At 76.0% G+C, this 25,421-nt stretch carries 17 protein-coding genes and 2 pseudogenes; 7 read left to right on the top strand and 12 right to left on the bottom strand.

Annotated features, from left to right (window positions below):
• Window positions 1-743 precede the first annotated feature (743 nt).
• Both IHE55_RS12535 and IHE55_RS12540 read left to right on the top strand, forming a co-directional pair.
• Window positions 744-1,316: a DUF4291 domain-containing protein gene (locus IHE55_RS12535; RefSeq protein WP_307826874.1), complete on the top strand. Its 573-nt coding sequence runs from the start codon at window positions 744-746 to the stop codon at window positions 1,314-1,316.
• A gap of 269 nt (window positions 1,317-1,585) precedes the next feature.
• Window positions 1,586-2,404: a class I SAM-dependent methyltransferase gene (locus IHE55_RS12540; protein ID WP_197989109.1), complete on the top strand. Its 819-nt coding sequence runs from the start codon at window positions 1,586-1,588 to the stop codon at window positions 2,402-2,404.
• A gap of 439 nt (window positions 2,405-2,843) precedes the next feature.
• Here the strand turns inward: IHE55_RS12540 and IHE55_RS12545 are convergent, their stop codons facing one another.
• Window positions 2,844-3,755 (bottom strand): helix-turn-helix domain-containing protein, encoded by a 912-nt coding sequence (locus IHE55_RS12545; protein ID WP_197989110.1) that lies wholly within the window; start codon window positions 3,753-3,755, stop codon window positions 2,844-2,846.
• 401 nt (window positions 3,756-4,156) lie between these two features.
• On the opposite strand from IHE55_RS12545, the gene IHE55_RS12550 reads away from it, so the two are divergent.
• The gene (locus IHE55_RS12550) at window positions 4,157-5,185 is read left to right on the top strand and encodes an aldo/keto reductase (protein ID WP_197989111.1); all 1,029 of its coding nucleotides are present in this window, start codon (window positions 4,157-4,159) and stop codon (window positions 5,183-5,185) included.
• 598 nt (window positions 5,186-5,783) lie between these two features.
• On the opposite strand, the gene IHE55_RS12555 is transcribed toward IHE55_RS12550, so the two are convergent.
• The 4 genes and pseudogenes from IHE55_RS12555 to IHE55_RS12570 all read right to left on the bottom strand — a co-directional run bounded on the left by IHE55_RS12555 (window position 5,784) and on the right by IHE55_RS12570 (window position 10,963).
• Window positions 5,784-6,284 (bottom strand): NUDIX hydrolase, encoded by a 501-nt coding sequence (locus IHE55_RS12555; protein WP_197989112.1) that lies wholly within the window; start codon window positions 6,282-6,284, stop codon window positions 5,784-5,786.
• 385 nt (window positions 6,285-6,669) lie between these two features.
• Window positions 6,670-7,860: a CHAD domain-containing protein gene (locus IHE55_RS33080; protein ID WP_197991963.1), complete on the bottom strand. Its 1,191-nt coding sequence runs from the start codon at window positions 7,858-7,860 to the stop codon at window positions 6,670-6,672.
• Between the two features lie 408 nt (window positions 7,861-8,268).
• Window positions 8,269-8,616 (bottom strand): annotated as a pseudogene (locus IHE55_RS12565) (CHAD domain-containing protein); the annotation flags it as partial.
• A gap of 91 nt (window positions 8,617-8,707) precedes the next feature.
• Entirely contained in the window at window positions 8,708-10,963 is a 2,256-nt protein-coding gene (locus tag IHE55_RS12570; protein ID WP_197989113.1) for an RNA degradosome polyphosphate kinase, read from the bottom strand.
• A 765-nt stretch (window positions 10,964-11,728) separates the two neighbouring features.
• Between IHE55_RS12570 and IHE55_RS33085 the strand changes: the two are divergent.
• Both IHE55_RS33085 and IHE55_RS12580 read left to right on the top strand, forming a co-directional pair.
• Window positions 11,729-12,268: pseudogene (locus IHE55_RS33085) on the top strand (protease inhibitor I9 family protein); the annotation flags it as partial.
• 416 nt (window positions 12,269-12,684) lie between these two features.
• Window positions 12,685-13,446, top strand: coding sequence for a S8 family peptidase (locus IHE55_RS12580; RefSeq protein ID WP_307826629.1), 762 nt, complete (start codon window positions 12,685-12,687; stop codon window positions 13,444-13,446).
• A 412-nt stretch (window positions 13,447-13,858) separates the two neighbouring features.
• Here IHE55_RS12580 and mshD read toward each other — a convergent pair whose 3' ends face one another.
• Window positions 13,859-14,788 (bottom strand): mycothiol synthase, encoded by a 930-nt coding sequence (gene mshD / locus IHE55_RS12585; RefSeq protein ID WP_197989114.1) that lies wholly within the window; start codon window positions 14,786-14,788, stop codon window positions 13,859-13,861.
• 388 nt (window positions 14,789-15,176) lie between these two features.
• On the opposite strand from mshD, the gene IHE55_RS12590 reads away from it, so the two are divergent.
• Window positions 15,177-17,003, top strand: coding sequence for a bifunctional metallophosphatase/5'-nucleotidase (locus tag IHE55_RS12590; RefSeq protein WP_197989115.1), 1,827 nt, complete (start codon window positions 15,177-15,179; stop codon window positions 17,001-17,003).
• Between the two features lie 220 nt (window positions 17,004-17,223).
• On the opposite strand, the gene IHE55_RS12595 is transcribed toward IHE55_RS12590, so the two are convergent.
• The 3 genes from IHE55_RS12595 to IHE55_RS12605 all read right to left on the bottom strand — a co-directional run bounded on the left by IHE55_RS12595 (window position 17,224) and on the right by IHE55_RS12605 (window position 20,595).
• Complete coding sequence (locus IHE55_RS12595; protein ID WP_197989116.1) at window positions 17,224-18,564, bottom strand: alpha/beta hydrolase family protein; 1,341 nt, start codon at window positions 18,562-18,564, stop codon at window positions 17,224-17,226.
• 165 nt (window positions 18,565-18,729) lie between these two features.
• Window positions 18,730-19,185, bottom strand: a complete 456-nt coding sequence (locus IHE55_RS12600) for a nuclear transport factor 2 family protein (protein WP_197991965.1) — start codon at window positions 19,183-19,185, stop codon at window positions 18,730-18,732.
• A gap of 684 nt (window positions 19,186-19,869) precedes the next feature.
• Entirely contained in the window at window positions 19,870-20,595 is a 726-nt protein-coding gene (locus IHE55_RS12605; RefSeq protein WP_232265541.1) for a GNAT family N-acetyltransferase, read from the bottom strand.
• Between the two features lie 324 nt (window positions 20,596-20,919).
• Between IHE55_RS12605 and IHE55_RS12610 the strand changes: the two genes are divergently transcribed.
• Window positions 20,920-21,567 (top strand): dihydrofolate reductase family protein, encoded by a 648-nt coding sequence (locus IHE55_RS12610; protein WP_197989117.1) that lies wholly within the window; start codon window positions 20,920-20,922, stop codon window positions 21,565-21,567.
• 260 nt (window positions 21,568-21,827) lie between these two features.
• Here the strand turns inward: IHE55_RS12610 and IHE55_RS12615 are convergent, their stop codons facing one another.
• The 3 genes from IHE55_RS12615 to IHE55_RS12625 form a co-directional block, all read right to left on the bottom strand.
• Window positions 21,828-22,766 (bottom strand): amidohydrolase family protein, encoded by a 939-nt coding sequence (locus IHE55_RS12615; protein ID WP_197989118.1) that lies wholly within the window; start codon window positions 22,764-22,766, stop codon window positions 21,828-21,830.
• Between the two features lie 567 nt (window positions 22,767-23,333).
• Complete coding sequence (locus IHE55_RS12620) at window positions 23,334-24,356, bottom strand: LacI family DNA-binding transcriptional regulator (RefSeq protein ID WP_197989119.1); 1,023 nt, start codon at window positions 24,354-24,356, stop codon at window positions 23,334-23,336.
• Window positions 24,357-24,410: 54 nt separating this feature from the next.
• Window positions 24,411-25,340 carry a response regulator transcription factor gene (locus tag IHE55_RS12625; RefSeq protein WP_372442662.1) on the bottom strand — a complete coding sequence of 310 codons (930 nt, stop codon included), beginning with the start codon at window positions 25,338-25,340 and terminating at the stop codon, window positions 24,411-24,413.
• Between the last annotated feature and the right edge of the window lie 81 nt (window positions 25,341-25,421).

Genomic DNA, 25,421 nt, shown 5'->3' on the forward strand with positions numbered 1-25,421 from the left:
GTGAGGCGGGCGCGCCCCGCAGCGGTCGTGGGCCCGCCCCGCACCCAGTCAGCTGCCCGCCCCGCAGCCGGTCGCCGGTCCGCCCGGCACCGGTCGGCCGCCCGGCGCGAGCGGCGGTGCCGCCCCGGCCGCCACCGGCTGACGCCCCGGCGGGCAACGGTGTGCGGACGGCATCGCTGTGCGGGCACACCGGTGTGCGGTGTGCCTGCCGGTCCCGCGGGCCGGCCACCGGGTGTCCGGGTGCCGGTCCCGCCCCGGCCGCGGCCGGTGAGGTCGGCGCGTAACCCGGGTCCCGGCCGGCACCCCCGCGAACGGCCACCGTGCCCGGGACCGGCCACCACGAACGGGACCGGCCACCACGAACGGAACCGCCACGAACCCGGACCGGCCACAGCGAACGGCCACCAGGCCCCGAACGGCCTCCGCGCCCGCGAGTGGCTGCCGGCGGGAGCGGACAAATTCGGTGGTCCGGCCCGGCTTGGTGACGCCATCCTCGTGGGGTGACAGAACCGAGGCCCCAGGCGGCCGCGACAGCACCCGACCACCGGCACGAGCGGCCGGACGACCAGCGGCCGGCTCGGCCGGCAGGGGACCTGCCTGGCAGGTCCGGGGCCGTGGCGCAACCCCGCCCCGAGGAGGTTCCGGCCGGTCGCGGGCCGGTGCACCCCCGTCCCGAGCAGGTCACGGGGCACGGGCCCGGCACGGGCGGGTCGCCGGCGGCCGGGCAGGAGCCGGCGTACCGGATCCGCGCCCGCCACTCGCCGGAGACGATCACCGTCTACCAGGCGTACCCGCCGGCCATCGGCCTGCCGGCCGCCCGTGACGGCCGCTTCCCGGTGGCCTGGAAGCGGGACCGGATGACCTGGATCAAGCCGTCGTTCCTGTGGATGATGTACCGCTGCGGCTGGGCGACCAAGGAGGGCCAGGAGACCGTTCTGGCCGTCGAGATCACCCGCGAGGGCTTCGCCTGGGCGCTGCGGAACGCGTGCCTCTCCCACTACGTGGCGCACCTCCACACCGACCACGCCGCCTGGCGGCAGGAGCTGAAGCGCTCCCCGGCCCGCGTGCAGTGGGACCCCGAACGTGACCTGCGGCTCAACCCGCTGCCGTACCGCTCGCTCCAGCTGGGCCTCTCCGGCCCGGCGGCGCGGCGGTACGCGGACGAGTGGATGGTGGCCGTCACCGATGTGACCCCGCTCGCCCGGGAGGTGCACGCCAAGGTCCGTGCCGGTGACCTGACCGGGGCGGCGGAGCTGCTCCCCCGCGAAACGCCCTACCCGGTCGAGGACGGTCTGCTGGCCCATCTGCGCGCCTGACGGCCGCCGGGCCCGGACCCGCGGAGCCGGCGACGGCCCCCGCGGCCGGTGCCGCAGGACCGGGCGACGGGTGCCGCCCGCCCCGGGACGCACCACCGGGCGCCGAGACCGGCGACGGCCCACCCGCCCCGCGCGCCGCACGACCGGCGACGGATTCGCCCGGCCCTGGACATGACGCCGGGCGACGGCCCACCCCGTCGGTGCCGCACGGCCCGGCGACGGCCCGCCCGTTTCCCGCCTCTCCGCCCCGACCGCTTACAGTCGAGCGCATGGCCGCCGTACGTACCCCTTCGCCGACCCGTCCCGTCGGGTCGGCGACACGCGGCACCACCAACCCGAACCGGCTCCGCCGGATGGACCGCTGGATCGCGGCGGTGCACGGCCCCGTCCTGCGGCGTGCCACGGCCCCGGTGGCGGTCGATCTGGGATACGGTGCCGCCCCCTGGACCGCCGTGGAACTGCTGGAGCGGCTGCGGACGGCCGCGCCGCGGGTCGGCGTGGTGGGGATCGAGATCGATCCGGACCGGGTCGCCGCCGCCCGCCCGTACCGGCGCGAGGGGCTGGACTTCGCCCACGGCGGCTTCGAGGTCCCGCTGCCCGCCGGGCTCGGCCCGCGCCCCCACCTGATTCGCGCCGCCAATGTGCTGCGCCAGTACGACGAGGCCGAGGTCGGGGCCGTGTGGCGTCGGCTGTGCGACCGGCTGGCCCCCGGCGGCCTGCTGGTGGAGGGCACCTGCGACGAGATCGGCCGGCGGCACGTGTGGGTGGCGCTCACCCCGGACGGGCCCCGGACGGTCACCTTCGCCGCCCGCCTCGGTGGCCTGGACCGCCCGTCCGACCTCGCCGAGCGGCTGCCGAAGGCCCTCATCCACCGCAACGTGCCGGGGGAGCCGGTGCACGCCTTCCTCCGCGACTTCGACCGCGCGTGGGCCGCGGCGGCCCCGTACGCGGCGCTCAGCGCGCGTCAGCGCTGGATCAGGGCGTGCGCCGCCCTGCGCGCCGGCTGGCCGCTGACCGACGGGCCGCGCCGATGGCGGCAGGGAGAGGTCACGGTCCGCTGGGAGGCGCTGGCCCCGCGCACCGGCTGACCACGGCGCTGGTACCGGCCGGGAGCGCCGGCGCCCCACGTCCCCCGCGCCCGCGCCCGTACCCGCCCCCCGCGCCCACCGCCGTACGGCTACGCCGTGTCCCGTGCCCCGCGCTGCCGCACCGCGCGGAACCACCACACCACCGCGAGACCCCGCACCACCGCGGAACCTGCACACCACCGCGGAGCCCATACACCGCCGCGGGGCCACCGCACCGCGCGCCACGGAACCGGCGCCGTCCCGCCCCGGCCTCCGAAGGCCCTGCGTCCACCACCCCGCGCGCCCGGCGCCGCACCCGCATGCCACCCCACGCGCCCGGCCCGCGGCTCGTTGGCGGCCGGGCCGCACGCCCCCACCCCCCTGTGCCGGCACCTCCCTCCCGTACCGGCACCGCCCCGTCCGTCACCACCGCCGTACGGAAACGGCGCCCGCCCACGGCTCAGGCGGAGGCGCCCACGGAGGCTCCGGCAGAGGCACCGACGGGCGCGCCCACGGACTCCTGCGCCGCCGGATCGTCGTCCCGGGTGAGCGCCGCCAGTTCCCGCAGCGCCCGCTCGGTGCGCGAGCCGCGTGCCCCCGTGTAGGTGCACAGCACTTGGCCGTCGTCGGAGGGCAGCAGCAACACCTGATAGGTGACCTCCACCTCCCCGACCAGCGGGTTGCGGATGCGCTTGGTGCCGTGGGTGCGCTCGGTGACCGCCTGCGCCTCCCAGTGCCGGCGGAAGTCGGCGCTGTTGTCCAGCAGTTCGCACACGATCCGGCACAGCAGCTCCGGACGACGGCCGGCCTCGGCCCGCATGGTCGCCACGGTCTCCGCCGCCAGCTGCTCCCAGTCGGGGTGGAGCGCCTTGGCATCGGGGTGGAGGAAGACCAGGCGCGCGGCGTTGCGCTCCGGCCCGGGGACCGACGGGAGGTCGAACGAGATGCGCCCGGCCACCCGGTTCCACGCCAGGATGTCCAGCCCGGGCCCGTAGACGAAGGCGGGGACGGATTCGTCGAGTGCGTCCAGCAGTTGCCGCAACTGCGGTCTCACCCGGTGCTCGCGCGCCGGCGGACGGGTCCCGTGGCGGCTCGGGCCTGCGATGTTGCGCAGATAGGTGTGCTCGGCCGGACTGAGCCGCAGCGCCCGGGCCACGGCGTCCAGCACCGAGTCGGAGATGCCGTGCGCACGCCCCTGCTCGATCCGCGTGTAGTAGTCCACGCTGATGCCGGCGAGCTGGGCGACCTCCTCCCGCCGCAGTCCGCGCACCCGCCGCCGGACCAGACCCTGGGGCAGCCCCACGGCCGCCGGGTCCAGCGCCGCGCGGCGCGCCTTGAGAAAGGGACTGATGTCCGGTGGGGTGTGGCCCATCCCTCCATTATCGCGAGCGGACGGTGGGTTACCCAGGGCCGGACACCACGCGGTACCGGGAGCCGGCGCCTCCACCGGCACCTCACGGCGTCAGGGTCCCCGGGGTACGCGCGTGGGGCACGCGGGGCGCGCGGAACAGCGTGTGATGCGCGGAGGAGGCGCGAAGGTGGCGCGGAGGGCACCCGGGCGGCGCGGAGTCGTCAGCGGCGCGACGGTGCGACGGTGCGCGGAGGGGCGCGTCACGGCAGGGTGGTTCCGGCAGACCCAGGTTGAGGCGGGCCTGTCGCCCGGCGTGCGGGGGCCCGAGAGTGGTCACACGGCACGGCGGCGACACCGGCCGCGCTCCCCGCGCGGTCCGCCGGCGGTACGACACGGCGAACAGAACCGGAGAAACGGCAGACATGCGGCGCAGAATCCTCGGCGGTACCGGCATCTCGGTCAGTGAGTACGCACTCGGCGCGATGATGTTCGGCGGCTGGGCCAACTCCGACCACGACGACAGCGTGCGCATCATCCACCGCGCCCTGGACGCGGGCATCAACTTCGTGGACACCGCGGACATCTACTCCGGCGGCGAGTCGGAGGAGATCGTCGGCAAGGCGCTCAAGGGGCGCCGGGACGACGTGGTGCTCGCCACCAAGGCGAACGGGGCGATGGGCGACGACCCCAACCACAGCGGGAACTCCCGCCGCTGGATCACCCGGGAGATCGAGAACAGCCTGCGCCGCCTGGGCACCGACCACATCGACCTGTACCAGATCCACCGCCCCGACCCGCACACGGACATCGACGAGACCCTCTCCGTCCTCTCCGACCTGGTCCGCGCCGGGAAGATCCGCGCGATCGGCAGCTCGACCTTCCCGGCCGAGCAGATCGTGGAGGCGCAGTGGGTGGCCGAGCGGCGCGGGCACGTACGGTTCCGCACCGAACAGCCGCCGTACTCGCTGCTGGCGCGCGGCGTGGAGGCGGCGGTGCTGCCGACCGCGCAGAAGTACGGAATGGGCGTGCTCACCTGGGGACCGCTTTCGGCGGGCTGGCTCTCCGGCCGCTACACCAAGGCGTCCGACATCGACCTGTCGGCCGGCCGGAGCTCGCTGGAGCGGCAGAAGTTCGACCCCTCGGTTCCGGAGAACGCCCGGAAGCTGGAGGCCGTCGGCAAGCTGGCGGCGGTGGCCGCGGACGCGGGGCTGACGCTGCCGCACCTGGCGACCGCGTTCGTGCGCTCCCACCCGGCCGTCACGTCGGTGATCATCGGCCCGCGCACCATGGAACAGCTGGAGGACCTGCTGGCCGGGGCGGACGCCGTGCTCGACGACGACGTGCTGGACCGCATCGACGAGATCGTGCCGCCGGGCACCGACCTGAACCGCGCGGACAGCTACTACGTGCCCCCGGCGCTCGCCGACGCGTCCCTGCGCCGGCGCCGCTGAGTCCCCCCTCGCCCGCCACGGCCGCCGGTGCCGGGCCCTGGTCGGGGCCGGTGCCGGCGGCCGCCCGTACTTCCGGGGCAAGGGCCGGACGTACGGGCCCCGGAGCAAGGACCGGACGTACGAGCCGAGTACGGGCCGGGGGTACGGCCGGACGTACGGGTTCGGGCCTACGGGTTCGGGCGTACGGGTTCGGGCGTACGCGGCCGGCGTACGCCGGCACGGAGCCGGCCCGGCCGGGGCTACGGAGCCTGGGTCCCACGGGCCGGGCGTACACGGCGCGGGAACGACGCGGCGGGTGTACGACCGTGAGACCCGTACCGGCGCGGGGCCGGCCCGGCCGGGCGGACACGCACCGACCGGGGGGACGTGCCGGCCGGGACACGTGCCGGCCGGGACACGTGCCGGCCGCCCGAATCCGTCGGGACGGGCACCGCAGCGGCCGCTCATGTCACCGGGCAGGTCACCGATGCCGCCGCGATGGCCGCCCATGACGCCGGGAAAGACCACCGATGCCGCCGGGGCGGCCACCCGTGCCACCCGTGCCGCTCGCGCCAGGCAGCGACGCGGCCGGGGCGGGCGCAGGGCCTCCGGCCGGCGGTCAGCCGGCGCGCAGGGCGGTGAGCAGCGCGTCCACCAGGGCCCGGTCGTGGTGGTGGGTGAGGAGTCCGCGGGCCGGGTCCGGCGGCAGCCACAGCAGCCGGTCCACCTCCCGGTTGGGAACGAAGACGTCCTCCGGGTCGGCCTCGGCCGCCCAGTAGCGGACCTCCTTGGGACGGCCCCGCACCGGATAGCGGACGGTGGGCAGTTCGGGACCCGGCAGACAGCCGATACCGGTCTCCTCCAGCACCTCGCGGACGGCGCCGCGCAGCGGGTCCTCGCCGCGCTTGAGCTTTCCCTTGGGATGGGACCAGTCGTCGTAGCGGGGCCGGTGCACCAGCGCGATCTCCACCGGTCCGCCGGACCGGGCGCGGCGCCACAGCACACAGCCGGCGGCCCGGACCGGCGCCGCACCACCGAGGCCGCGCCGGTCGCCGGCCGGCCGTCCCGTCCGGTGCGATGCGTCCGGGCGTCCCGCACCCGGGGAGCCCGTGGGTACCACCTGCCGTCCACCTCCCCTGCCCGTTCCCGCGCCCCTGCCCGCGGCCGGTGCGACGAGCCGTCACCGCCGCGGCCCACGCCACACAGCCAGCGCCCCGCTGGCAGCAAACCGCAGGTCACTCCGCCCGGCCACGGCCCGCGAAGCGCGGCGCTCCCCGGACCGCACCCGCCAGGGGCCTGCCCGCCCCCGTCCGGACACGCCCGCCCGGCCCGCGACCGCGCCGCCGCGCGGGCCCATCGCCCGGCCGGTCCGCACCGCCCGGCACCCCGACCGCCGGCCCCCGCCCGGCACCCGCACCCGCACCCGCACCCGCACCCGCCGGCAGGTCACCGTCCGGGTGCGGCCGTCGTCAGGCGCGCCGGTGGGGTGGGGCGCGGCCGTGACGTCAGGGCGCGGCCGTCACCAGCCGCTGCCAGACGCGGCCGAAGGCGAACCGCGCCGCCTCGACCTCGTGCCGCTGGTCGGCGTGGAGCACCCCGAGGGCGTAGGCGGTGGCCGGAGCGATGCGCGGGGTACGGGCGGCGGCCGCGGCAGCCGCGGCGGCCTCCGCGGCGTCCCGGTGCCGCTCCAGCGCCTGTGCGGCGGCCAGCAGCCGCACCGACAGTGACGGTTCGACCTCCAGCAGCCCGCTGCCGGCCGCCCGCTCCGCCTCGTCCAGCACCTCCAGCGCGTACCGGCGGGCCCGTACCAGCCGCCGCACCTGGTGCCAGGGGGCGTCCTGCTGCTCGCTGGCGGGCGGGGCGTCGGCCGCCGGGGTGGCGGCCAGGCCGTGCACCAGGGCCTCCGCGTTGTACGGGTGGCCGGCGCGGCCCAGCGGCAGCGCGTCCACGGCCTCCACCAGCCGCCGGTGCGCCAGGTCCGCCAGCGGCGGCAGCGCCTCCTCGGCCGGGCGGGCGGCGGCGGACTCGTCCAGCGGGACCTCGGAGGCGAGCAGCGCGACCGCGTCGGCGACCGCGTGGAAGCGGGACGAGCCGAGGGCCTGGAGCGCGGCGGTGTGGGCGCGGGTCCGGGCGAGCGTCAGCTGGCGCTCCAGCAGTGCGCCGGCGCGTGCCGCGCCCACGGTGAGCGCCCCGGGACGCTGCTCCTCCCGCTTCGGCGCGCGGCCCTCCCGGGGGCCGGTGCGGGCACCCGCGGCGGCCCGTTCCCCGGCGGTGTTCCGCTCCCCCGCGGCACCGGGGGCGCCGGCCGCGCCGCCCGCCGTGGCGGCGTGGCCGGCGGGGTGGTCCGTACGGGGCGCGGGCTGCCCGGCGCGTCCACGGCCGGCGCCGCCCGCGGACGGGCCGGCGGGACCACCGCGCCGGATCGGCCCCTCGGCGCGGTGGGCGTGGTCCCCGGCGGCTCCCGGCGCGGCCCGTCCGGCCTCCCGCTCACCCGGGTCGTCCGCGGTGAGCGAGACCGCGCGCCGCCCCCGTCCGCTGCGGGCGCCGGGGACGGTGCCCCGCCCCGCCGGGGCCGGCGGCGGACCGCCGGGGTCACCGGCCGGGTCCGCGCCGCCGTCGGACCGGTCGGACGGGCGGGACCGGTCGGACGGCCGGCCCGGCGCCGGGCCGGGACGGTCGGACGCCTCCCCCGGCACGGCCTCCCGGGGGGCGCCGAGGTCCGCGGTGACGCCGCGCCGGGCGGCCGGGGCGGCGGCGCTGGTCACCTGCCGCACCGTGACCTCGGCCGTGGTCCGGCCCGCGCCCCCGGTCCCGGCCGCGCCCCCGGTCCCGGCCGCGCCCGCGGTCCGGTCCTGGCCCGCGGTCCGGTCCTCGCCCGGGGCGTCCGCGGCCCCGGCCGCCGGGTGCGGCCCCGCCACGGCGGGCCCCGCGGTACCGTCCGGCGCCGGGGCGCGCTCCCGGTCGTGGCCGGGGTCCCGGCCCCCGTCCGACCGCACGCCCGCCCCGGCGGCCGGAGCCCGGTCCAGGTCGCCCAGGAGTTCGGCGGTGAAGGTGGGGCGGGCCCGTTCGTACCCGGCGTCCGGGTGGCCGGTGGTCGCGCCGGAGAGGCGGTACAGGGCGCCGCGCAGCCGGGCCAGCCGGGCGGCGTAGGCGTGTTCGCGGGCCAGGGTGCCCGACAGCCAGGCGAGTTCGGCGCGCAGCTGGTCGGCCCAGGCGGTGTCGGTCAGCGGCCGGTAGGCGTGCAGCACCCCGCTGATCCGGCGGGCCGAGCGGCGCAGCAGCCGGGCCGCCTCGGCGGCCTCCTCCACGTCCGCCGCGCTCTCCCGGTGCAGGCGCAGGCTGCGCAGGAAGTCCCCGGCCTGGGCGTGCAGGTAGAGCGCGAGCACCTCGCCCGCGGTGGCGGATTCCAGCCCCGATACGGGCGCGGTGGCACCCCTGGCGTGTTCCGTCATGTCGTTCCCCCCGGGGCCGGGTGCGTCGGTCGGCGGGGTGCCGGACGACGGTGGCGGCCCGGTCGTCCCCGTAACGTCTGCCGACAGCAGGTCATGTCGCTGAACCACGTCGGCGCCTCCGGGCGTCGATGAGCATTTCCTGTACGTTGCGCAGCGGCTTCCCGTCCGCGTCGGTGGCGTGCCGGGTCCAGGAGCCGTCCGGGCCCAGGTGCCAGGAGGCGGTGGTGTCGGACATCCCGGTCTCCAGCAGCCGGCACAGGGAAGCGCGGTGTCCGGGATCGGTGACGCGCACCAGCGCCTCGATCCGGCGGTCCAGATTGCGGTGCATCATGTCGGCGCTGCCCAGCCACACCTCGGGCTCGCCGCCGTTCCCGAACGCGAAGACCCGTGAGTGTTCCAGGAAGCGGCCGAGGATGCTCCGCACCCGTATGTTCTCCGAGAGCCCGGCCACCCCGGGGCGCAGCGCGCAGATGCCCCGCACCCACACGTCCACCGGCACGCCCGCCTGGGAGGCCCGGTAGAGGGCGTCGATCACCGCCTCGTCCACCATCGAGTTGACCTTGATGCGGACGGAGGCGGGACGGCCGGCCTTCAGGTGCGTGACCTCCTTGAGGATGCGCGTGACCAGGCCGTCGCGGAGCGATCTGGGGGCCACCAGCAGCCGCTCGTACCGCTCCTGGCGGGAGTAACCGCTGAGCCGGTTGAACAGGTTGGACAGGTCCGCGCCGACGTCCGGGGAGGCGGTGAGCAGGCCGAGGTCCTCGTAGAGCCGGGCGGTCTTGGGGTGGTAGTTGCCGGTGCCCACGTGCGAGTAGCGGACCAGGGTGTCGCCCTCCTGCCGCACCACCAGCGACAGCTTGCAGTGGGTCTTCAGGCCCACCAGCCCGTAGACGACGTGGCAGCCGGCCTCCTCCAGCTTCCGCGCCCACTTGATGTTGGCCTGCTCGTCGAAGCGCGCCTTGATCTCCACCAGCACCAGCACCTGCTTGCCGGCCTCGGCGGCGTCGATCAGCGCGTCCACGATCGGCGACTTGCCGGACGTCCGGTACAGCGTCTGCTTGATCGCGAGCACGTCCGGGTCTGCGGCGGCCTGTTCCAGGAACGCCTGGACGGAGGTGGAGAAGGAGTCGTACGGGTGGTGCAGCAGCACGTCGCGTTCGCGCAGCGCGGCGAAGATGTCCGGCGGCGAGGCGGACTCCACCTCGGCCAGGTCCCGGTGGGTGCCGGCGACGAACTTCCGGTACTTCAGCTCCGGCCGGTCCTGCGCCGCTATGGCGAACAGGCCGGTCAGATCCAGCGGCCCGGGCAGCGGGTAGACCTCGGCCTCGGAGACCTTCAGCTCGCGGATCAGCAGATTGAGCACGTAGGGGTCGATGGACTCCTCGACCTCCAGCCGCACCGGCGGCCCGAAGCGGCGCCGCAGCAGCTCCTTCTCCAGCGCCTGGAGGAGGTTCTCCGCGTCGTCCTCCTCCACCTCCAGGTCCTCGTTGCGGGTGACCCGGAACATGTGGTGCGCCAGCACCTCCATGCCGGGGAACAGCTGCTCCAGGTGCGCGGCTATCACGTCCTCCAGCGGCACGTACCGCTGCGCGGACGCCTCCACGAACCGGGACAGCAGCGGCGGGACCTTCACCCGTGCGAAGTGGTCGTGGCCGCTCACCGGGTTGCGGACGACCACGGCGAGGTTGAGGGAGAGCCCGGAGATGTACGGGAAGGGGTGCGCGGGATCCACCGCCAGCGGGGTGAGCACCGGGAAGATCTGCTGCCGGAACAGCGTGGACAGCCTCGACTGTTCCTTGTCGGTCAGGTCCGGCCAGCGGATCACGTGGATGCCGTGGTCGGCCAGCTCGGGCGCGACGTCCTGCTGGAAGCACGCGGCGTGCCGGGCCATCAGCTCCCGGGACCGGGTCCAGATCAGCTCCAGCACCTCGCGCGGCTGCAGCCCGGACGCGGACCGGGTGGCGACCCCGGTGGCGATGCGCCGCTTGAGGCCGGCGACGCGCACCATGAAGAACTCGTCCAGGTTGCTGGCGAAGATCGCCAGGAAGTTCGCCCGCTCCAGCAGCGGGGTGGCCGGGTCCTCGGCCAGCTCCAGCACCCGCTCGTTGAACGCCAGCCAGCTGCGCTCCCGGTCCAGGAACCGGCCGTGCGGCAGCTCCGGGCCGTCCGCCCCCGGGACGCCGCCGTCCTCGTAGTCGTCCGCGTCGGCGTCCAGGTCCGGGTCGAGGTCCAGCTCACCGACCGGTGGCACCGCCACCGCGTGCGGGCGGTGCGCGGCGATGGAACCGACCGAGGGCTGCGGCTGGGGCTGGGACGGAACGGGAGCCTGACCACTGAGCTCGTTCATGACCTCATTCTTCCGCGCCTGGGGCAGGTCAGGCGCGTCGGACGACGGCGCCGGGGCAGCCCGGCGCGGCCGGTGCCGGGACGTGGACACAGCGGACTGCATTCCGTGATGCTCGCAACCAAGATTGAATCGCCGGTAACGGAGACATGGCGCGTAGGAAATCGGGACGCATCCCCGAGACGTCCGGGCGGCGGGCCCCGCCCCCGGCCCGCCCGGAGCGGCCCGGCCACCGGTCGGCGGGCCGTACCGGCGGGGCGGCGGCCACCCGCACACGGCTGCCCCGGCGGGGGCCGTAGCAGCCGGCGTGCCTCCGCCCACGGCGCGGGGGCGGCCGGCGTACGGCGTCCCCGTGGCGCGGGGGCGGCCGGCATACGCGTCCGTGGCGCAGGGAGCGGCCCGGGCGTGCGGACCCCGGGCGCAGCGCCGCCGTGCCTCTTCGCAACACCCGGTGCGGCCCCGCGCGCCGGGCGTGACACGCGCCGGAGACTCCCGCGCGCGCCGCATACCGTACCGCCTGCCCCGCCCCCGCGCGCCCCTCCGGACAGCACCGGTTTCGGGAGCGCTGCGGGGCCGGTGTGGGTCCGGACGCGGGCGCCGTGGCGGGAGTGCGGGTGCTGGGCCGGTGTGGCCCGGGACGCGGGCGGCCGGGAACGGGCGGTGTCGGGGCGAGGAGCGTCTGTCGCCCGAAGGGACGGTTCCGGCCTTCGCCCGGCTTCGGCAGCGGCCGGGGCGAGCAGACACCCGGAGGCATCCGTACCGCTACCCATGTGGCCAGGAGTGATCACTGTGCGTCGTCCGCTCACCGCGCTGAGCGCCGTTCTCCTCACCGCCGCCGGCCCCGCGGCCGCACCGGCGGCCACCGCCGCACCGCTCACCACGGCCTCCGCCCCGGGACCGGCCGCGGACGCGCCGAACCGCGACGGCGACGTGGCGCACGTACGGGGCGCGGGTGCGCGGGGCCGGGACGCGAACACGAACACGCACGCGGGCGCGGCCACGAACACGCACGTGAACGCGGTCGCGCACGCACCGGACCGTACGGACGACGCGCCGTACCGTACGGACGACGGACCCGAGGACCCACCCGGCACCTCCACGGCCCCGCTGCGGCGGGTGCCCGGGGCCGTTCGCGGGCAGTACATCGTGACCCTGGAGGCGGGCGCCGCCCCGGCCGACGCCCTCCGGCGGGCGGCGCCCGGCGTACGTCCGCTCTTCACCTACCGGCGGGTTCTGAACGGCTTCGCCGCCCGGCTGGACCCCGGGCAGCTCACCGCGGTCCGTGCGCTTCCGGAGGTGGTGGCGGTGGAGGAGGACGGCTACGCCCACGGGCATCCGGCCGTCCCCTCCGCCGCACCCCCCGCGCTCCCTCGCCCGCCGCGTCCACGCCCGCCCGCACCGGGCGCGGCGGCCCCGCGGCGCCCGCCCGTGGCATCCGCGGGGCGGCCGGCGGCGGCTCCGACGGGGCCGGGCAGGCCGGCAGCCCCGCCGTCACCCGCGGCCGTTCCACGACTGCCGGCCGTCCCACGACCGGCAGTCTTCCCACAGTTGATGGCCGTCCCGCCACCGGCAGCCGCCCGACACCCGGCAGTCACGGCGCCAGCCACACCACCACCGGAGGTCCGGCCGCGACCGGAGGGGCCGGCGGCCTCCCGGGCCCGGCCGCCGGCTGGGGCCTGGACCGGATCGACCAGCCGTACCTGCCGCTGGACGGCCGGTTCGGCGTGGTGGGCACCGGGGACGGGGTCCGGGTCCATGTGCTGGACTCCGGGATCGACTTCGGGCACCCGGAGTTCGCCGGAGGACGGGCGGTCCCCGGGTACGACGGGGTGGGCGACGGCCGGAGGGGGGCGGACTGCCACGGCCACGGCACCCATGTGGCCGGCACGATCGGCGGGGCGACGCACGGGGTGGCCCGCGGTGTGACGCTGGTCAGCGTGCGGGTGCTGGACTGCGCCAACCGCACACCGGTGTCCCGGATGATCGAGGGCCTCGACTGGGTGGCGCACGACGCCCGGCAGCCCGGCGTCCTCAACGCCTCCCTGGGCACCGACCATGTGAGCCCGGCCCTCGACACGGCGGTCGACAACCTGGCGGTGCGGGGCGTGCTGCCGGTGGTCTCCGCCGGCAACGACGGTGCGGACGCCTGCCGCTACTCCCCCGCGGGTGCCCGCCGGGCGCTCACCGTCGGCGCGAGCGACCGTACCGACACCGCGTCCGCCATCAGCAACTACGGCCCCTGCGTGGACCTCTACGCCCCGGGCGAGGACATCGTCTCGGCCCGGTCCGGCGGTGGCCGGACCACACTGAGCGGCACCTCGATGGCCGGCCCGCACGTCGCCGGGGCCGCCGCCCTGGCCCTGGGTGCGCACCCGGCCGCGCATGCGGAGCGGATCCGCGGCCGGCTCATCGGCCGCGCCACCCCGGACGTCCTCGACGTGCCCCCCGCCTCGCCCAACCGCCTGCTGTACACCGGTGGTCTGTAGCCCCGGCCGACCGGATCACCGCCGCAGCAGCACGCACCACGCATCGACGCCTCGCCGCACACCTCCCGCGCGGCAGCCCACCACAACGCCACCACCACAACGCCGCACAGCGCGCCGCGGTGGCGGCCCGTACCCGCCGTACCGCCAGGGGCGCCCGGTCCGACCGTCAGGTCCGGGCCCTGGCAGGAAGGACGGCCGGGCCCGGCAGGGCCGGGAGGGGCCGGGCCCGGCAGGCCGGACGGCCCGAGGGGAAGCGGGCCGGGCCGGACGGGCGGACCGGCGGCACCGGCGGAAACCTGACCGTGGTCCGGCGGTGCCCGGCGGGCTGACGGTCCCCGTCCTCGCCGCCCGGCGCCCGCCGGGCACCGTCAAACGGCCCCGTTCCGGGGCGGGCGGACGGTCGGGGTGCCGGTCAGGTCTCCGTGCGGTACATCAGGTCCACCTCGTGGGTGGTGAATCCGAGCCGCTCGTACACCGTGACCGCGGCGGTGTTGTCGGCGTCCACGTACAGCATTCCGGTGGGCAGCCCGAGCCGGGACAGGTGGCGCAGGCCGACCGCGGTGAGCGCCTTGCCCAGTCCGCCGCCCTGGGCCTCCGGCCGGACACCCACCACGTACACCTCGCCGAGCTGCTCCTCCGCGTGCACCTTGGTCCAGTGGAAGCCGACCAGTTCGCCGGCCCGCTCGGCGAGGAAGAACCCGGCCGGGTCGAACCACGGCTGGGCCTTGCGGTCGTCCAGGTCGCGCTGGGTGAGCGACCCCTGCTCCGGGTGGTGCGCGAAGGCCGCCGCGTTCGCCGCCAGCCAGGCCGCGTCGTCCTCACCGGGCCGGAAGGTCCGCACCGTGACTCCCCCGGGCAGCACCGGTTCGGCCAGCGGCGGGGCGTCCGGGCCGGTCAGCGGCCTGCGCATCTGCCGCAGTTCACGGAAGAGCGACAGCCCCAGCACCTGGGCCAGGTGCCGGGCCGAGGGGTGTCCGCCGTGGGCCCACACCCGGAGCCGGCGGCCCGACTCGCGCAGCAGGGCGTGCCCCAGCTCCCGGCCGTGCCCACGCCCCCGGTGTGCGGGGTGCACCACCAGTTCGGCGGCCGGGGCCTCCACCGGATCGGTGTCCTCCAGCTGCCCGTAGCCGACGAGTTCGCCGGTGCCGTCCCGCAGCAGCAGGTGGCGCACCCCCGGCCGGCGCCCGCGCATCTGCAGCCGCCCCTGCTCCGACACGGCCGGCTGCCCGTCGTTCCGTGCGGCGTCGGCGACCAGCTCCAGCACCCTGGCCGCGAGTTCCTCGGTCAGCTCGTCCAGCGTCTCCAGACTCCGTCGGCCCGTCGCCTCGCTCATCTCGCTCATGGTCCCGAGCGTAAGCCAGCGGCGGCGCCGACGGCCGGGGGTGGAGCCGCACCGGCCGACCGCCCGGCACCGACCCCGCAGCGGCCGGGCCCGCCGCACCCCCGGTGTCCCCGCCCCTCGCACCCCCGGTGGCCCCCCGGCCCCGGTGTCCCGTTCCCGTGCCGCCGCGCCCCCGCCCCCTCCGGTCACCACCGGACCGCCCCCCGCGTACGCCGGGTCCCCCGGTGGAGACCGGATCGCCCCCGCCTACGCCAGGTCACCCCGGACGGCGTCCCGCACCCCCGGGACCACCATGCGCAACCAGGTCGTAACCTCGATCCCCCTGCCCCGCTACGCGCGTTGACCGTAGGCTTCCGCCGTCATCCGGCTCATACACAAAGGGGACAAGATGTCGGCGACACCTCATCGACGGCGAAAGCTGCGACGATCGGTCACGGGGGCGGCGGTACTGGCCGCCACCGCCGGTGTCTTCGTCGCCGCGCTGCCCGCGGGCGCCACCGCCACCGGACCGGAGGACGGCGGGTCCGCCACCACGTGGGGCCACGGCCCGACCGTCGAGGTCCAGCTCCTCTCGTTCAACGACCTCCACGGCAACCTGCAGCCCCCGCAGGGATCCTCCGGCAACGTCACCGAGCGGCAGCCCGACGGCACCACCACCTCCATCCCCGCCGGCGGTGTCGAGTACCTGGCCACCGCGCTGCGCACGGCCCGCCAGGGCCACCCCTACACCATCACCGCGGCCGGCGGCGACATGATCGGTGCCAGCCCGCTGCTCTCCGGCCTGTTCCACGACGAGCCGACCGTCGAGGCGCTCAACAAGCTGGGGCTGGACGTCAGCTCGGTGGGCAACCACGAGTTCGACGAGGGCGCCGCCGAACTGGCCCGCATCCAGAACGGTGGCTGTCACCCCAAGGAGGGCTGCTACGAGGAGGGCAAGACCTTCCCCGGCGCGGACTTCCCCTACCTGGCGGCGAACGTCACCGACGAGAAGACCGGGAAGCCGATCCTCAAGCCCTACACGGTGTGGGAGCGCAAGGGCGTGAAGATCGGTTTCATCGGCGTCACCCTGGAGGGCACGCCCGACATCGTCACCGCCGAGGGCGTCAAGGGCCTGAAGTTCCACGACGAGGTCGAGACGATCAACAAGTACACCAAGGAGCTGAACCGCCAGGGCGTCAGGTCCGTCGTCGCCCTCATCCACGAGGGCGGCATGCCTGCCTCCACCGCGTACAACTACGACTGCGACAGCGCCGGACCGGGCGACGGCATCTCCGGCCCCGTCGTGGACATCGCCCGGAACGTCAGCCCGCAGGTGGACGCGCTCATCACCGGCCACACCCACCAGGCGTACGCGTGCAGCATCCCGGACCCGTCCGGCAGGCCGCGCACCGTGACCTCCGCCGCCTCCTTCGGCCGCCTCTACACCGACACCACCCTCACCTACGACCGCCGCACCGGTGACATCGTGCGCACCCGGGTGAAGTCGGCCAACCACGTGGTCCACCGGAACCAGCCGAAGGCGGCCGACATGACGGCGCTGATCGACCGCTGGAACGAGCTGGCGGCGCCGATCGCCAACCGCCCCGTCGGCTACATCTCCGCCGACATCCCCGGCCGCGGGGCCGGCACCTACGAGTCCCCGCTGGGCGACCTGATCACCGACGCCCAGCTCGAAGCGCTCGCCCCGGCCGACAAGGGCGGCGCGCAGCTGGCGCTGATGAACCCCGGCGGCATCCGCTCCGACCTGGCCCACAAGGCGCAGGGCCAGGAGGGCGACGGGGTGGTGACCTACGGCGAGGCCTTCACCGTCCAGCCGTTCACCAACATGATGACGGTCGTCGACCTCACCGGCGAGCAGCTGCTGACCGCCCTGCGCCAGCAGGTCAGCGGGGCGAACGCGGACCAGCCGAAGATCCTCCAGGTGTCCCGGGGCTTCACCTACACCCTGGACCTGACCAAGGCCGGCGCCGACCGGATCGTCACCGGCTCGGTCCGGCTCAACGGGGAGCCGATCGACCCGGTGAAGACCTACCGAGTGGCCATGAACGAGTTCCTCTCCGGCGGCGGCGACGGCTTCCCCGTCCTCAAGGAGGGCAGGAACAAGCTGGTCGGCCCCTCCGACCTGGACGTGTTCAACGCCTACCTGAGCGCCCACTCCACCGCCCAGTCCCCGCTGGACCCGCCGAAGGCGGACCGGATCACCATCGTGAAGTAGTCCCCTTCACCTCCCGGACGGGCCGCCCGCACACCGCGCGGGCGGCCCGTCGCGCCGTCCACCGGTCCGCCCCGTGCCCTGTCCGCCCCGGTGCCGGAGGCCCGCACCCCACCGGACGGCCCGGCCCGGACGCGGTGCGGCGGGCCGGGGCCAGCGGGTCGGGCCGGTGTCGTTCGGCGCGATGGTCACCGGCAGCCGTCAGGGGTGGTGGGACGTGGCGTCAGGGGTTGTTGAACTTCACCTCCGGGTTCTCCGCGGTGGGCCCGGACAGCAACGGCTGCGGTATGCCGCGCAGGTGCTGGTCGAAGAAGGCGGCCACATAACCACGGGTGATCTGCGCCGGCCGGGTGCCCGACAGCGGGGCCTCGGGGTCCGGCAGGCCGAGTTGCTCGGCGAAGAACGGCAGGTCGGTGAAGGTGAAGTGGCCGGAGCCGGTCACCGTCAGCCAGCGCTTCCAGCCGTCCAGTCGCTGCCACGCGCGCAGCCAGCTCTCGTCCGCGCCTCCCGGCCGGTGGGTCTCGTCGTCGGTGCCGAGCATCATGAACGGCCGGCCGCCGAGGCCGTCGGCGGGTATCTCGGAGAAGAAGGTGCCGTCCATGTTCACGCCGGCCCGGACCCGCCGGTCGGTGACCATCGTCCGGGCCGCGGTGTTACCCCCGATGGAGTGCCCCGCCATCCCGATCCGCCTGGTGTCGATCAGCCGGGCGTGCCGCCAGGCCGGGTGTCGTCCGGTGAGCCGGTCCAGTACGAAGCTCACGTCCTCGGCCCTCCCCTCGGCGACCGGCTCCAGCCCGGTCTCCGGGTACTTCTCGCAGGCCACGCAGGTGAGCAGCCGATCGGGGTCGCCGGGTGCCTCACCCGGGAAGAGGGTGCCGACGGTCTCGTAGGCGTGGTCCACCGTGGCCACCACATAGCCCCGGCTGGCCAGTTCCTCGGCGAGCAGGGTGAGCGTGTAACGGGAGACGGTGAACCCGGGCGAGAGGACCACCAGCGGGTGCTTGCCGCCCACCGGACGGGCCCCGGTCCGGCCGTGCGTGACGGCCCGGCCGACCGCCTCCGCGGGGATCACCCCTTCCAGCCCCCGGCTCTCCAGCAGGGCCCGGGCCTCCTCGGTGCTGGTGTAGGCGGCGGGACTTCCGGTCCCCGGCCGTGCCGGGTAGAAGAGGTCCACCATCAGCTCGCGGGCCCCCGCCTCGGGCACCCAGGGATCGGGGCGGCTGTGATCGACCAGGTGCAGGGTGTCCCGCCCGATGGCGTACCGGCCGGTGGGCAGGGGCAGCCGGAGCGACACGTCCGCGGCCTCGGCCCGGGCCCCCCGCGGGGCGGAGACGGTGGAGGGTGCGGGGACCGCGGAGGGCGCGGCGCCCTTGAGGAAGGCACCCGGAAGCGCGGCGGCCGGGGCCGTCCCCGGTCTCACCGGCGCGGCGGCCCGGGACGCCGAGGACGCCGAGGTGCTGTCCCCGGCGGGTGGCGCCGCGAGCGCGGTGCCGGCGGCGAGCGGTACGGCGACGGTGAGGGTGAGTGCGGCGACGAGCGCCGTGCGTCGGATGGTCATCACCATGCCGAGGCTAGGCACGCGACCCCGCCGGCACGTCCGACCTCGGTCGCATCCCGACCCTGACTTTCATCGGTGGCACACCCTGAGGATCGCCCGTGTCCGTGCCGCGTCCTAGCCGCCTCCTTCCCTCCGGGCGGGCGGTACCGGCCGCCCGGGGGCGGACGCCCGCTACGCCGGCCCCTGGGCCGGCCTCCTTGCGCCGGCCGGTCGCGCGGGCGCCTCCGCCGCCGCCCCGACGGGCGTACAGGCACGGGCGATCGCGGCGGTGTCCCAGTAGAAAGGGCGCACCTCGGCGATGCGACCGTCCCGGAAACCGATCGTCTGAAGGATGGGGAAGCCCAGCTCACGGCCGGTGGCACGGACGCGCGCCCGCACCTGTGTGAGCACCACCACCGGGTCCCCCACGGCGAGGAACCGCTGCTCCACCATGGCGAAGCTCTCCCAGGTGCCGCTCATCGCCAGGAAGAACCGCTGCAGCCCGTCATGCCCGCGCCACACACCCCCGTAGGGGAGGGCGTCGGCCTGGTGCAGCACCACATCAGGGGCGAAGTAGGGGGCGAGCAGAGCGAAATGGGCCTTGCCCGGCCCGCCCGCGGCCAGGTACCGCGCCTCGGCCTGGTACATCCCGGCGAGCACGGCCAGGTGATCGGGCGCCGAACCGCCGGCCCCGGCCGGGCCGTGCGGACCGTGCGGCACGTGCGGACCGTGTGGTCCATGCGGCTCGTCCGCCCCTCCGGCCGACCCCGCCGGCCGGGCCGCGGTGGTGTGGGCGGTGGGGCCGTTGACGGGGGTTCTCGCGTCGTTCGTCGCGGTCATGGCGCCAGCATGGCCGGGGCGGTCGCGCGGTGCTGGCGACCATCGGACGTCGAGATGGTGAGCCGGCCGGACCGCCTCCGAGCCGGCCGGACCGCCGCCGGGACCGGCCGCTGCCCGTGGTCCCGGCGGTCCCGGCGGCCGCCGGGCCGGTCACACCGGTGGGCCGGGGGGCCGGTGCCGTACCGGCGTACCCGGGTGATTCCGGACGGGTACGCACCGGCGGGGCACCCGGACGACGCTCCCGGACCGGCGTACGCGCACGATGCCGGTGGGTCGGCACGATGCCGGTGGGTCAGGGACGGTGTACGCGCGTGCCGGACCGGGCTCCGGGCCGGCGTACGCGGGGCGCGGCCACGCCGGCCCGCGCGCCGTCACCGGACGGAGGGCCGGCCCAGGTCCGATCGGGGCCGATCAGGGCCGATCGGGGCCGATCAGGGCTGATTCAGGACCGGCCCCAGGGCCGGTGCGGCGCCGGTCCACGGTGTGTCCGGTTCAGGGCCGCAGGACGGCCGCCGTCAGCGGGGTCTGCAGGTCCCAGCCGAGCGCCCGGTAGAGCGTCAGCCCCTCCTCGGTGGCGGCCAGCAGGCCCAGTGCCGCGCCCTGTTCGACCGCGATGGCGGAAAGCGCACCCATCACCCGGCTGGCCAGGCCCCGGCGGCGGTGCGCCGGGTCGGTGTGGATCTGGTCGAAGACCGCCGCCGACCGGGCCAGTGCCACCCGTCCGCTCGCGGCCGTCTCGTCGCCGCGGCGGATCCGGACGTCCACCACGCCGTCCTGGTCCACGCTCTCGATGACGTAACCCTGCGGGGCGAGCGCGGACGCGTCCGGGCCGACCGGAAGACCGGTGAGGGCCGCCGTCATCAGGTACTCCGGCTGCTGGATATCCCAGGCGTCGGTGAGCAGCGGGGCGACGTGTTCCCGCGGGGCGCACACCTTGAGCTGGACACCGGGGGTGACGACGCCCGCGACCAGTTCCCGCAGGACCGTTTCCTCGGCAGCCGGCAGGACGTACCGCGCCACATGCCCGGGCCGGCCGACCTCGATCCGGAAACCGCCCGGCACCTCGACCGGTGCCGCGGTTCCCCGGGAGCGCACCCAGCCGTTCACCCAGGCGCGTACCACCTCGCGGCGGACGGCCGCCGCACCGGAGGGGCGCGTGTGACTCTCCACCGCTGTCGCGGGGCAGGGGTCCGTAACCGTTGTGATCACATTCTCCACGCGGGCGATCCTAGGGCGGTGCGAATCCGGCCACGGCCACGCCCCACGGTGCACCGCACCCCGGCGTACGCCACGTCGGCGCCGTCCCGCGGCGCCGACCCCGGGGCCGGCATGAGCCAACGCGGTGGTACGGCAACGGCGATGAGACCCCCACGTCCGGCGAGGCCACTCCGACATGACGCGGATCACATGCCTGACGACGAACGACTGCGGCGCTGCGCGATGACTTCCCGGCGCGTTGACGGTCTCCTCTCCCGTAACCCGGTGCACGCGGCCTGCCGCGACACGCGCACCTCCTTGGACCACGGAAGAGGACCCACCCCCATGCGCATCATGGCCAGCGCCTTCATCAGCCTCGACGGCGTCGTGCAGGCTCCCGGCGGCCCCCAGGAGGACACCGACGGCGGCTTCGCCCACGGCGGCTGGTCGCAGTCCTTCTTCGACCCGGAGGTGGTGGGCGGGGCCTTCGACGACGCGCTGCGCACGGCGGACGCGCTGCTGTTCGGGCGTCGCACCTGGCAGACGATGGCGGCGGCGTGGCCGGAGCGGGCCGGTGACCCGTTCGCCGACCGGATGAACGCGATCACCAAGTACGTGGTGTCCACGACCCTCGGCGAGGCGGACCTGACGTGGAACAACACCACCCTCATCCCGGGCGGCGAGGCCGTCGCCCGCCTCCGCGAGCTGCGGGCCGGCGGTGACGGCACCGCGCTGGTCATGGGCAGCCCCACGCTGGTGCGGACGCTGCTGAGCGAGGGCCTCCTGGACGAGCTGCGGCTCATCATCATGCCGGTGCTCCTGGGCGGCGGGAAGACGATCTTCCCGGCCGACGGCGGGCTGCGCACCCTGAAGCTGGTCTCCACGGTCACCAGCGATGCGGGCGTTCAGGTCTGCACCTACCGAACGGTCGCCGGGACTGGGACCGGAGCCGACGCCGAGACCGGGACCGGGGCCGGGGCCGACGAGGGCTGACGGCGCCTCGGTCGGCACGCGCGCCGGGGCCTCCCTACGGGAGGCGGCACCCCTGAACCCTGGTCCGCCTCCTGAGCCCGTACGGGACCCCCGAGCCCGGGACCGGTGGGGTCCCGGACGGGAGCCGGTCGGATCCGACCGGCTCCCGTCCGGGGGCCCGGCCCCTGAGCCCGTAAGACACCGTCCCGTACGGGAAGCCCGGATGGGCCCCGGCCGAGACCTCTGCCCCGAGGCCCCCGTTCCGGTCTCCGGCCGGTCCGTCAGCCGCGTGCCAGCCGGGGGAAGAGGAGTTCGGCGTTGCCGCGGTTGACGGCGTACCGGTCCTCGGGCCCCGGGTACGGGTGCTCGTCCAGCGCGGTGTCGAAGCCGGTGCCCCACTCCTCGGGGAGCATGGGGAAGTCGCTGCCGTACAGCACGCGGCCGGCCCCGGCGAAGGCGAGCAGCGTGGGCAGGGTGGTGGGGCCGGCGACGAAGGCCGTGTCGAAGTGGAAGCTCCGCAGGTCGGCGAGGACGTCCTCCGGGGTGACGCCGGGGCGGAGCCGGCCGGCGGCGGCGAAGCGGTGGGCGGCGTACGGCAGGAAGCCACCCGCGTGCGGCAGGATCACCTTCATCCGCCGGTACCGGCTCCGCACCCCGTTCACGATCATGTGCAGTGCGGTCCGGGTGGTGTCGTAGGGGAAGTCCACCAGGGGGACGGGCAGGTCGGGCAGCGGCGCACCCGGTGGCGCGGTGGGGTGGACCAGGACGACCGCTGCCCGGGCGTCCAGTTCGGCCCAGAGCGGCTCGAACTCCCGGTCCCCCAGGTAGCGGCCGTGGGCGTTGGAGAGCAGCACCAGCCCGTCGGCCCGGAGTTCGTCGAGCGCGTACGCCGCCTCGGCCAGCGCCCCGTCCACGTCGGGCAGGGGCAGCGCGGCGAAGTGGCCGAAACGGTCGGGCCGGTCCTTCACGAGTTCGGCGGTGTACTCGTTGATGCCACGCGCCGCCGCCCGGGCCGCCCCCGGGTCGTCCGGGCCGGCGACCGGAGCCGCGTACGACAGCATGCCGGTCGCGATCGATCTGCGGTCCATCATCGCGATCGCGCTCCGCTCGTCCCAGGCCGGCGCGGGCCAGCCCTGGGCGGTGGCCCGCCCGGCGATGGCGCCGCGGCGGTCCGGCGGGATCAGGTGCTGGTGGACGTCGATGCGTGCGGGGTCCGTCATACCGGTCCACGCCTCCTCGGTACGTGGGGCCGGCACGACGGGCGGCCGGCGGCCATGGATGCGGCAGGCGGCCGGCAGCCGTGGGGTGCGGCAGGGCGGCCGGTACCCATGAGAAGGGATCACCGAGCCGGACGGCCCGGCCCGGCCCCGGACACGGTGGCGTACCCCCCGGAGATCACCCGGGCGGCCCAGGTACGGGCCGGGGCCGGGTTGCCGGTGGGGGGCGGGACAGCGATGCCGTAGGGCCGGGCGGACGGGGATGCCGTAGGGGCCCGGGGCAGGCGGGCGGTCCCGGGCCCTGACGGCACCGGGAGGCCCGTACGGGTCGGGCGGCCGGGCGGAGCACGTGCGGGCCGCTCCCCGGCGGGACCACGGGCAGGTCGGGGCCGGGGTGGCTGGTGGTCAGGGCCGGGCGGCCTCGGCCGGACGGCACAGCGCCGGCCGGACCCGTACGGGACGGACCACCGAACCCCCGAGCGGACCCCTACGGGAGGGACGCCGTGCACCCGCCACGGGCCGGACCCGGTACGCCCCGGCGCCGGCCGGACCCGTACGCCCCGGCGCGGGTCAGTGGCAGCCGCAGGAGCGGCGAACCACCAGCGCCGAGGGGAACTGGCGCAGCCGCTCGCGCCGCGAGCCGACCACGCGCAGCCCGTCGTCGAGCACCAGGTCCACCGCGGCCCGCGCCATGGCCTCCCGGTCGGAGGCGACGGTGGTCAGCGGCGGGTCGGTGAGGGCGGCTTCCTTCACGTCGTCGAAACCGGCGACGGCCAGCTCGCCGGGCACGTCGATGCGCAGTTCGCGGGCGGCCCGCAGCACACCGATCGCCTGGTCGTCGGTGGCGCACACGATGGCCGGCGGCCGGTCGGGCCCGGCCAGCAGCTCCAGCGCGACCTGGTAGGCGTCGTAACGGTTGTAGGGGGCCTGGAACAGCCGGCCCTCCACCGTCTTCCCGGCCTCCCGCATGGCCCGCCGCCAGCCCTCGATGTGGTCGGTGACCGGGTCACCGACGGTCGGGGTCTCCTCGGTGCCGCCGAGGCAGGCGACGTAGTCGTGCCCGTGCTCCAGCAGGTGGCGGGTGGCCAGGTGCGCCCCGCCCACGTCGTCGGTGACCACCGCGACGTCCTCGATCGCCTCGGGACGGCGGTGCAGCAGGACGACCCGGGCGTCCCAGGCGTCGATCTCCGCGGCGGCGTGCTCGCTGGGGCCCTGACTGATCAGGATGAGCCCGGACACCCGCATGCCGAGGAAGGCGCGGAGGTAGTGGACCTCGCGCTCGTCGAGGTAGTCGGAGTTGCCGACCAGCACCATTTTCCCGCGCTCGGCCGCCGCCTGTTCCACCGCGTGGGCCATCTCCGCGAAGAACGGCTGCCGGGCGTCCGGCACGATCAGGCCTATGAGGTCGGTACGGCGACTCGCCATCGCCTGGGCGACGCGGTCCGGCCGGTACCCCAGCTCCTTGATCGCGGCGAGCACCCGCTCGCGCGTGGCCGGGGCGACCGGCCTCGGTCCATTGTTGATGACGTAGCTGACGACCGCGGTCGACGTCCCCGCCAGTCTTGCCACATCGTCACGCGTCACCTTGGCCACAGGCGGCAGTCTACGCGGGTCCACCTATCCTTCGGTCTGTCGCGGGAGCACCGGTTACGGCCGATTTCCGTGGCGGGATCCGAGTCGCGTCCCGGCGGGCCCGGAATCCGCCCGCGAGCCGCCCGTTCCGGCCGGAGATGCGGCTTTTGACGCCGCTTCCGGCTCCGGTTGCCCGGCGCCGCGCTCCGCCTGTTCGCGCGCTCCCCCCGGCGCTCCCGGTGTTCTCCCGGGCCCACTCCCCGTGGCTCGCCCGGACACGCCGCCCGCCCGTCCGGACGCGCCGCCCGCGGCGCCCTCGGGCGCCCGCTCCGACGTCCGTTCCGGGGTGACGAAGCGGTAGCCGACGTTGCGGACCGTGCCGATCAGCGACTCGTGCTCCGGGCCCAGCTTCGCCCGCAGCCGCCGCACGTGCACGTCGACCGTACGGGTGCCGCCGAAGTAGTCGTACCCCCACACCTCCTGGAGCAGCTGCGCCCGGGTGAACACCCGGCCGGGGTGCTGCGCCAGGTACTTCAGCAGCTCGAACTCCTTGAAGGTGAGGTCGAGCACCCGGCCCTTGAGCTTGGCGCTGTACGTGGCCTCGTCCACCGACAGGTCGCCGTTGCGGATCTCCATCGGGCTGTCGTCGGCGATCTGCCGGCGGCCGGTCGCCAGCCGCAGCCGGGCCTCCACCTCCGCGGGGCCGGCGGTGTCGAGCATGACGTCGTCCACCCCCCAGTCGGCGGTGACCGCCGCCAGGCCGCCCTCGGTGACCACCAGGATCAGCGGGGAGCCGGGGCCGGTGGACCGCAGCAGCTGGCAGAGGCTGCGCACCTGCGGCAGGTCGCGCCGGCCGTCCACCAGGATGACGTCGGCGCCCGGGGTGTCCACCAGCGCGGCCCCTTCCGCCGGGGCGACCCGCACGCTGTGCAGCAGCAGGCCGAGCGCGGGCAGCACCTCGGTGGAGGGCTGGAGGGCGTTGGTCAGCAGCAGCAGGGAGCTCATCGGGCCCCACCCGCCTCGGCCGGCGTCCGCGGCGCCGGGGGGTCCGGGGCGGGGTGGCGGTGCGGGGGGCGGTCCGGGGCG

It is taken from the genome of Streptomyces pactum (assembly GCF_016031615.1).
In the GTDB taxonomy this organism is placed as follows: Bacteria; Actinomycetota; Actinomycetes; order Streptomycetales; family Streptomycetaceae; genus Streptomyces; species Streptomyces pactus.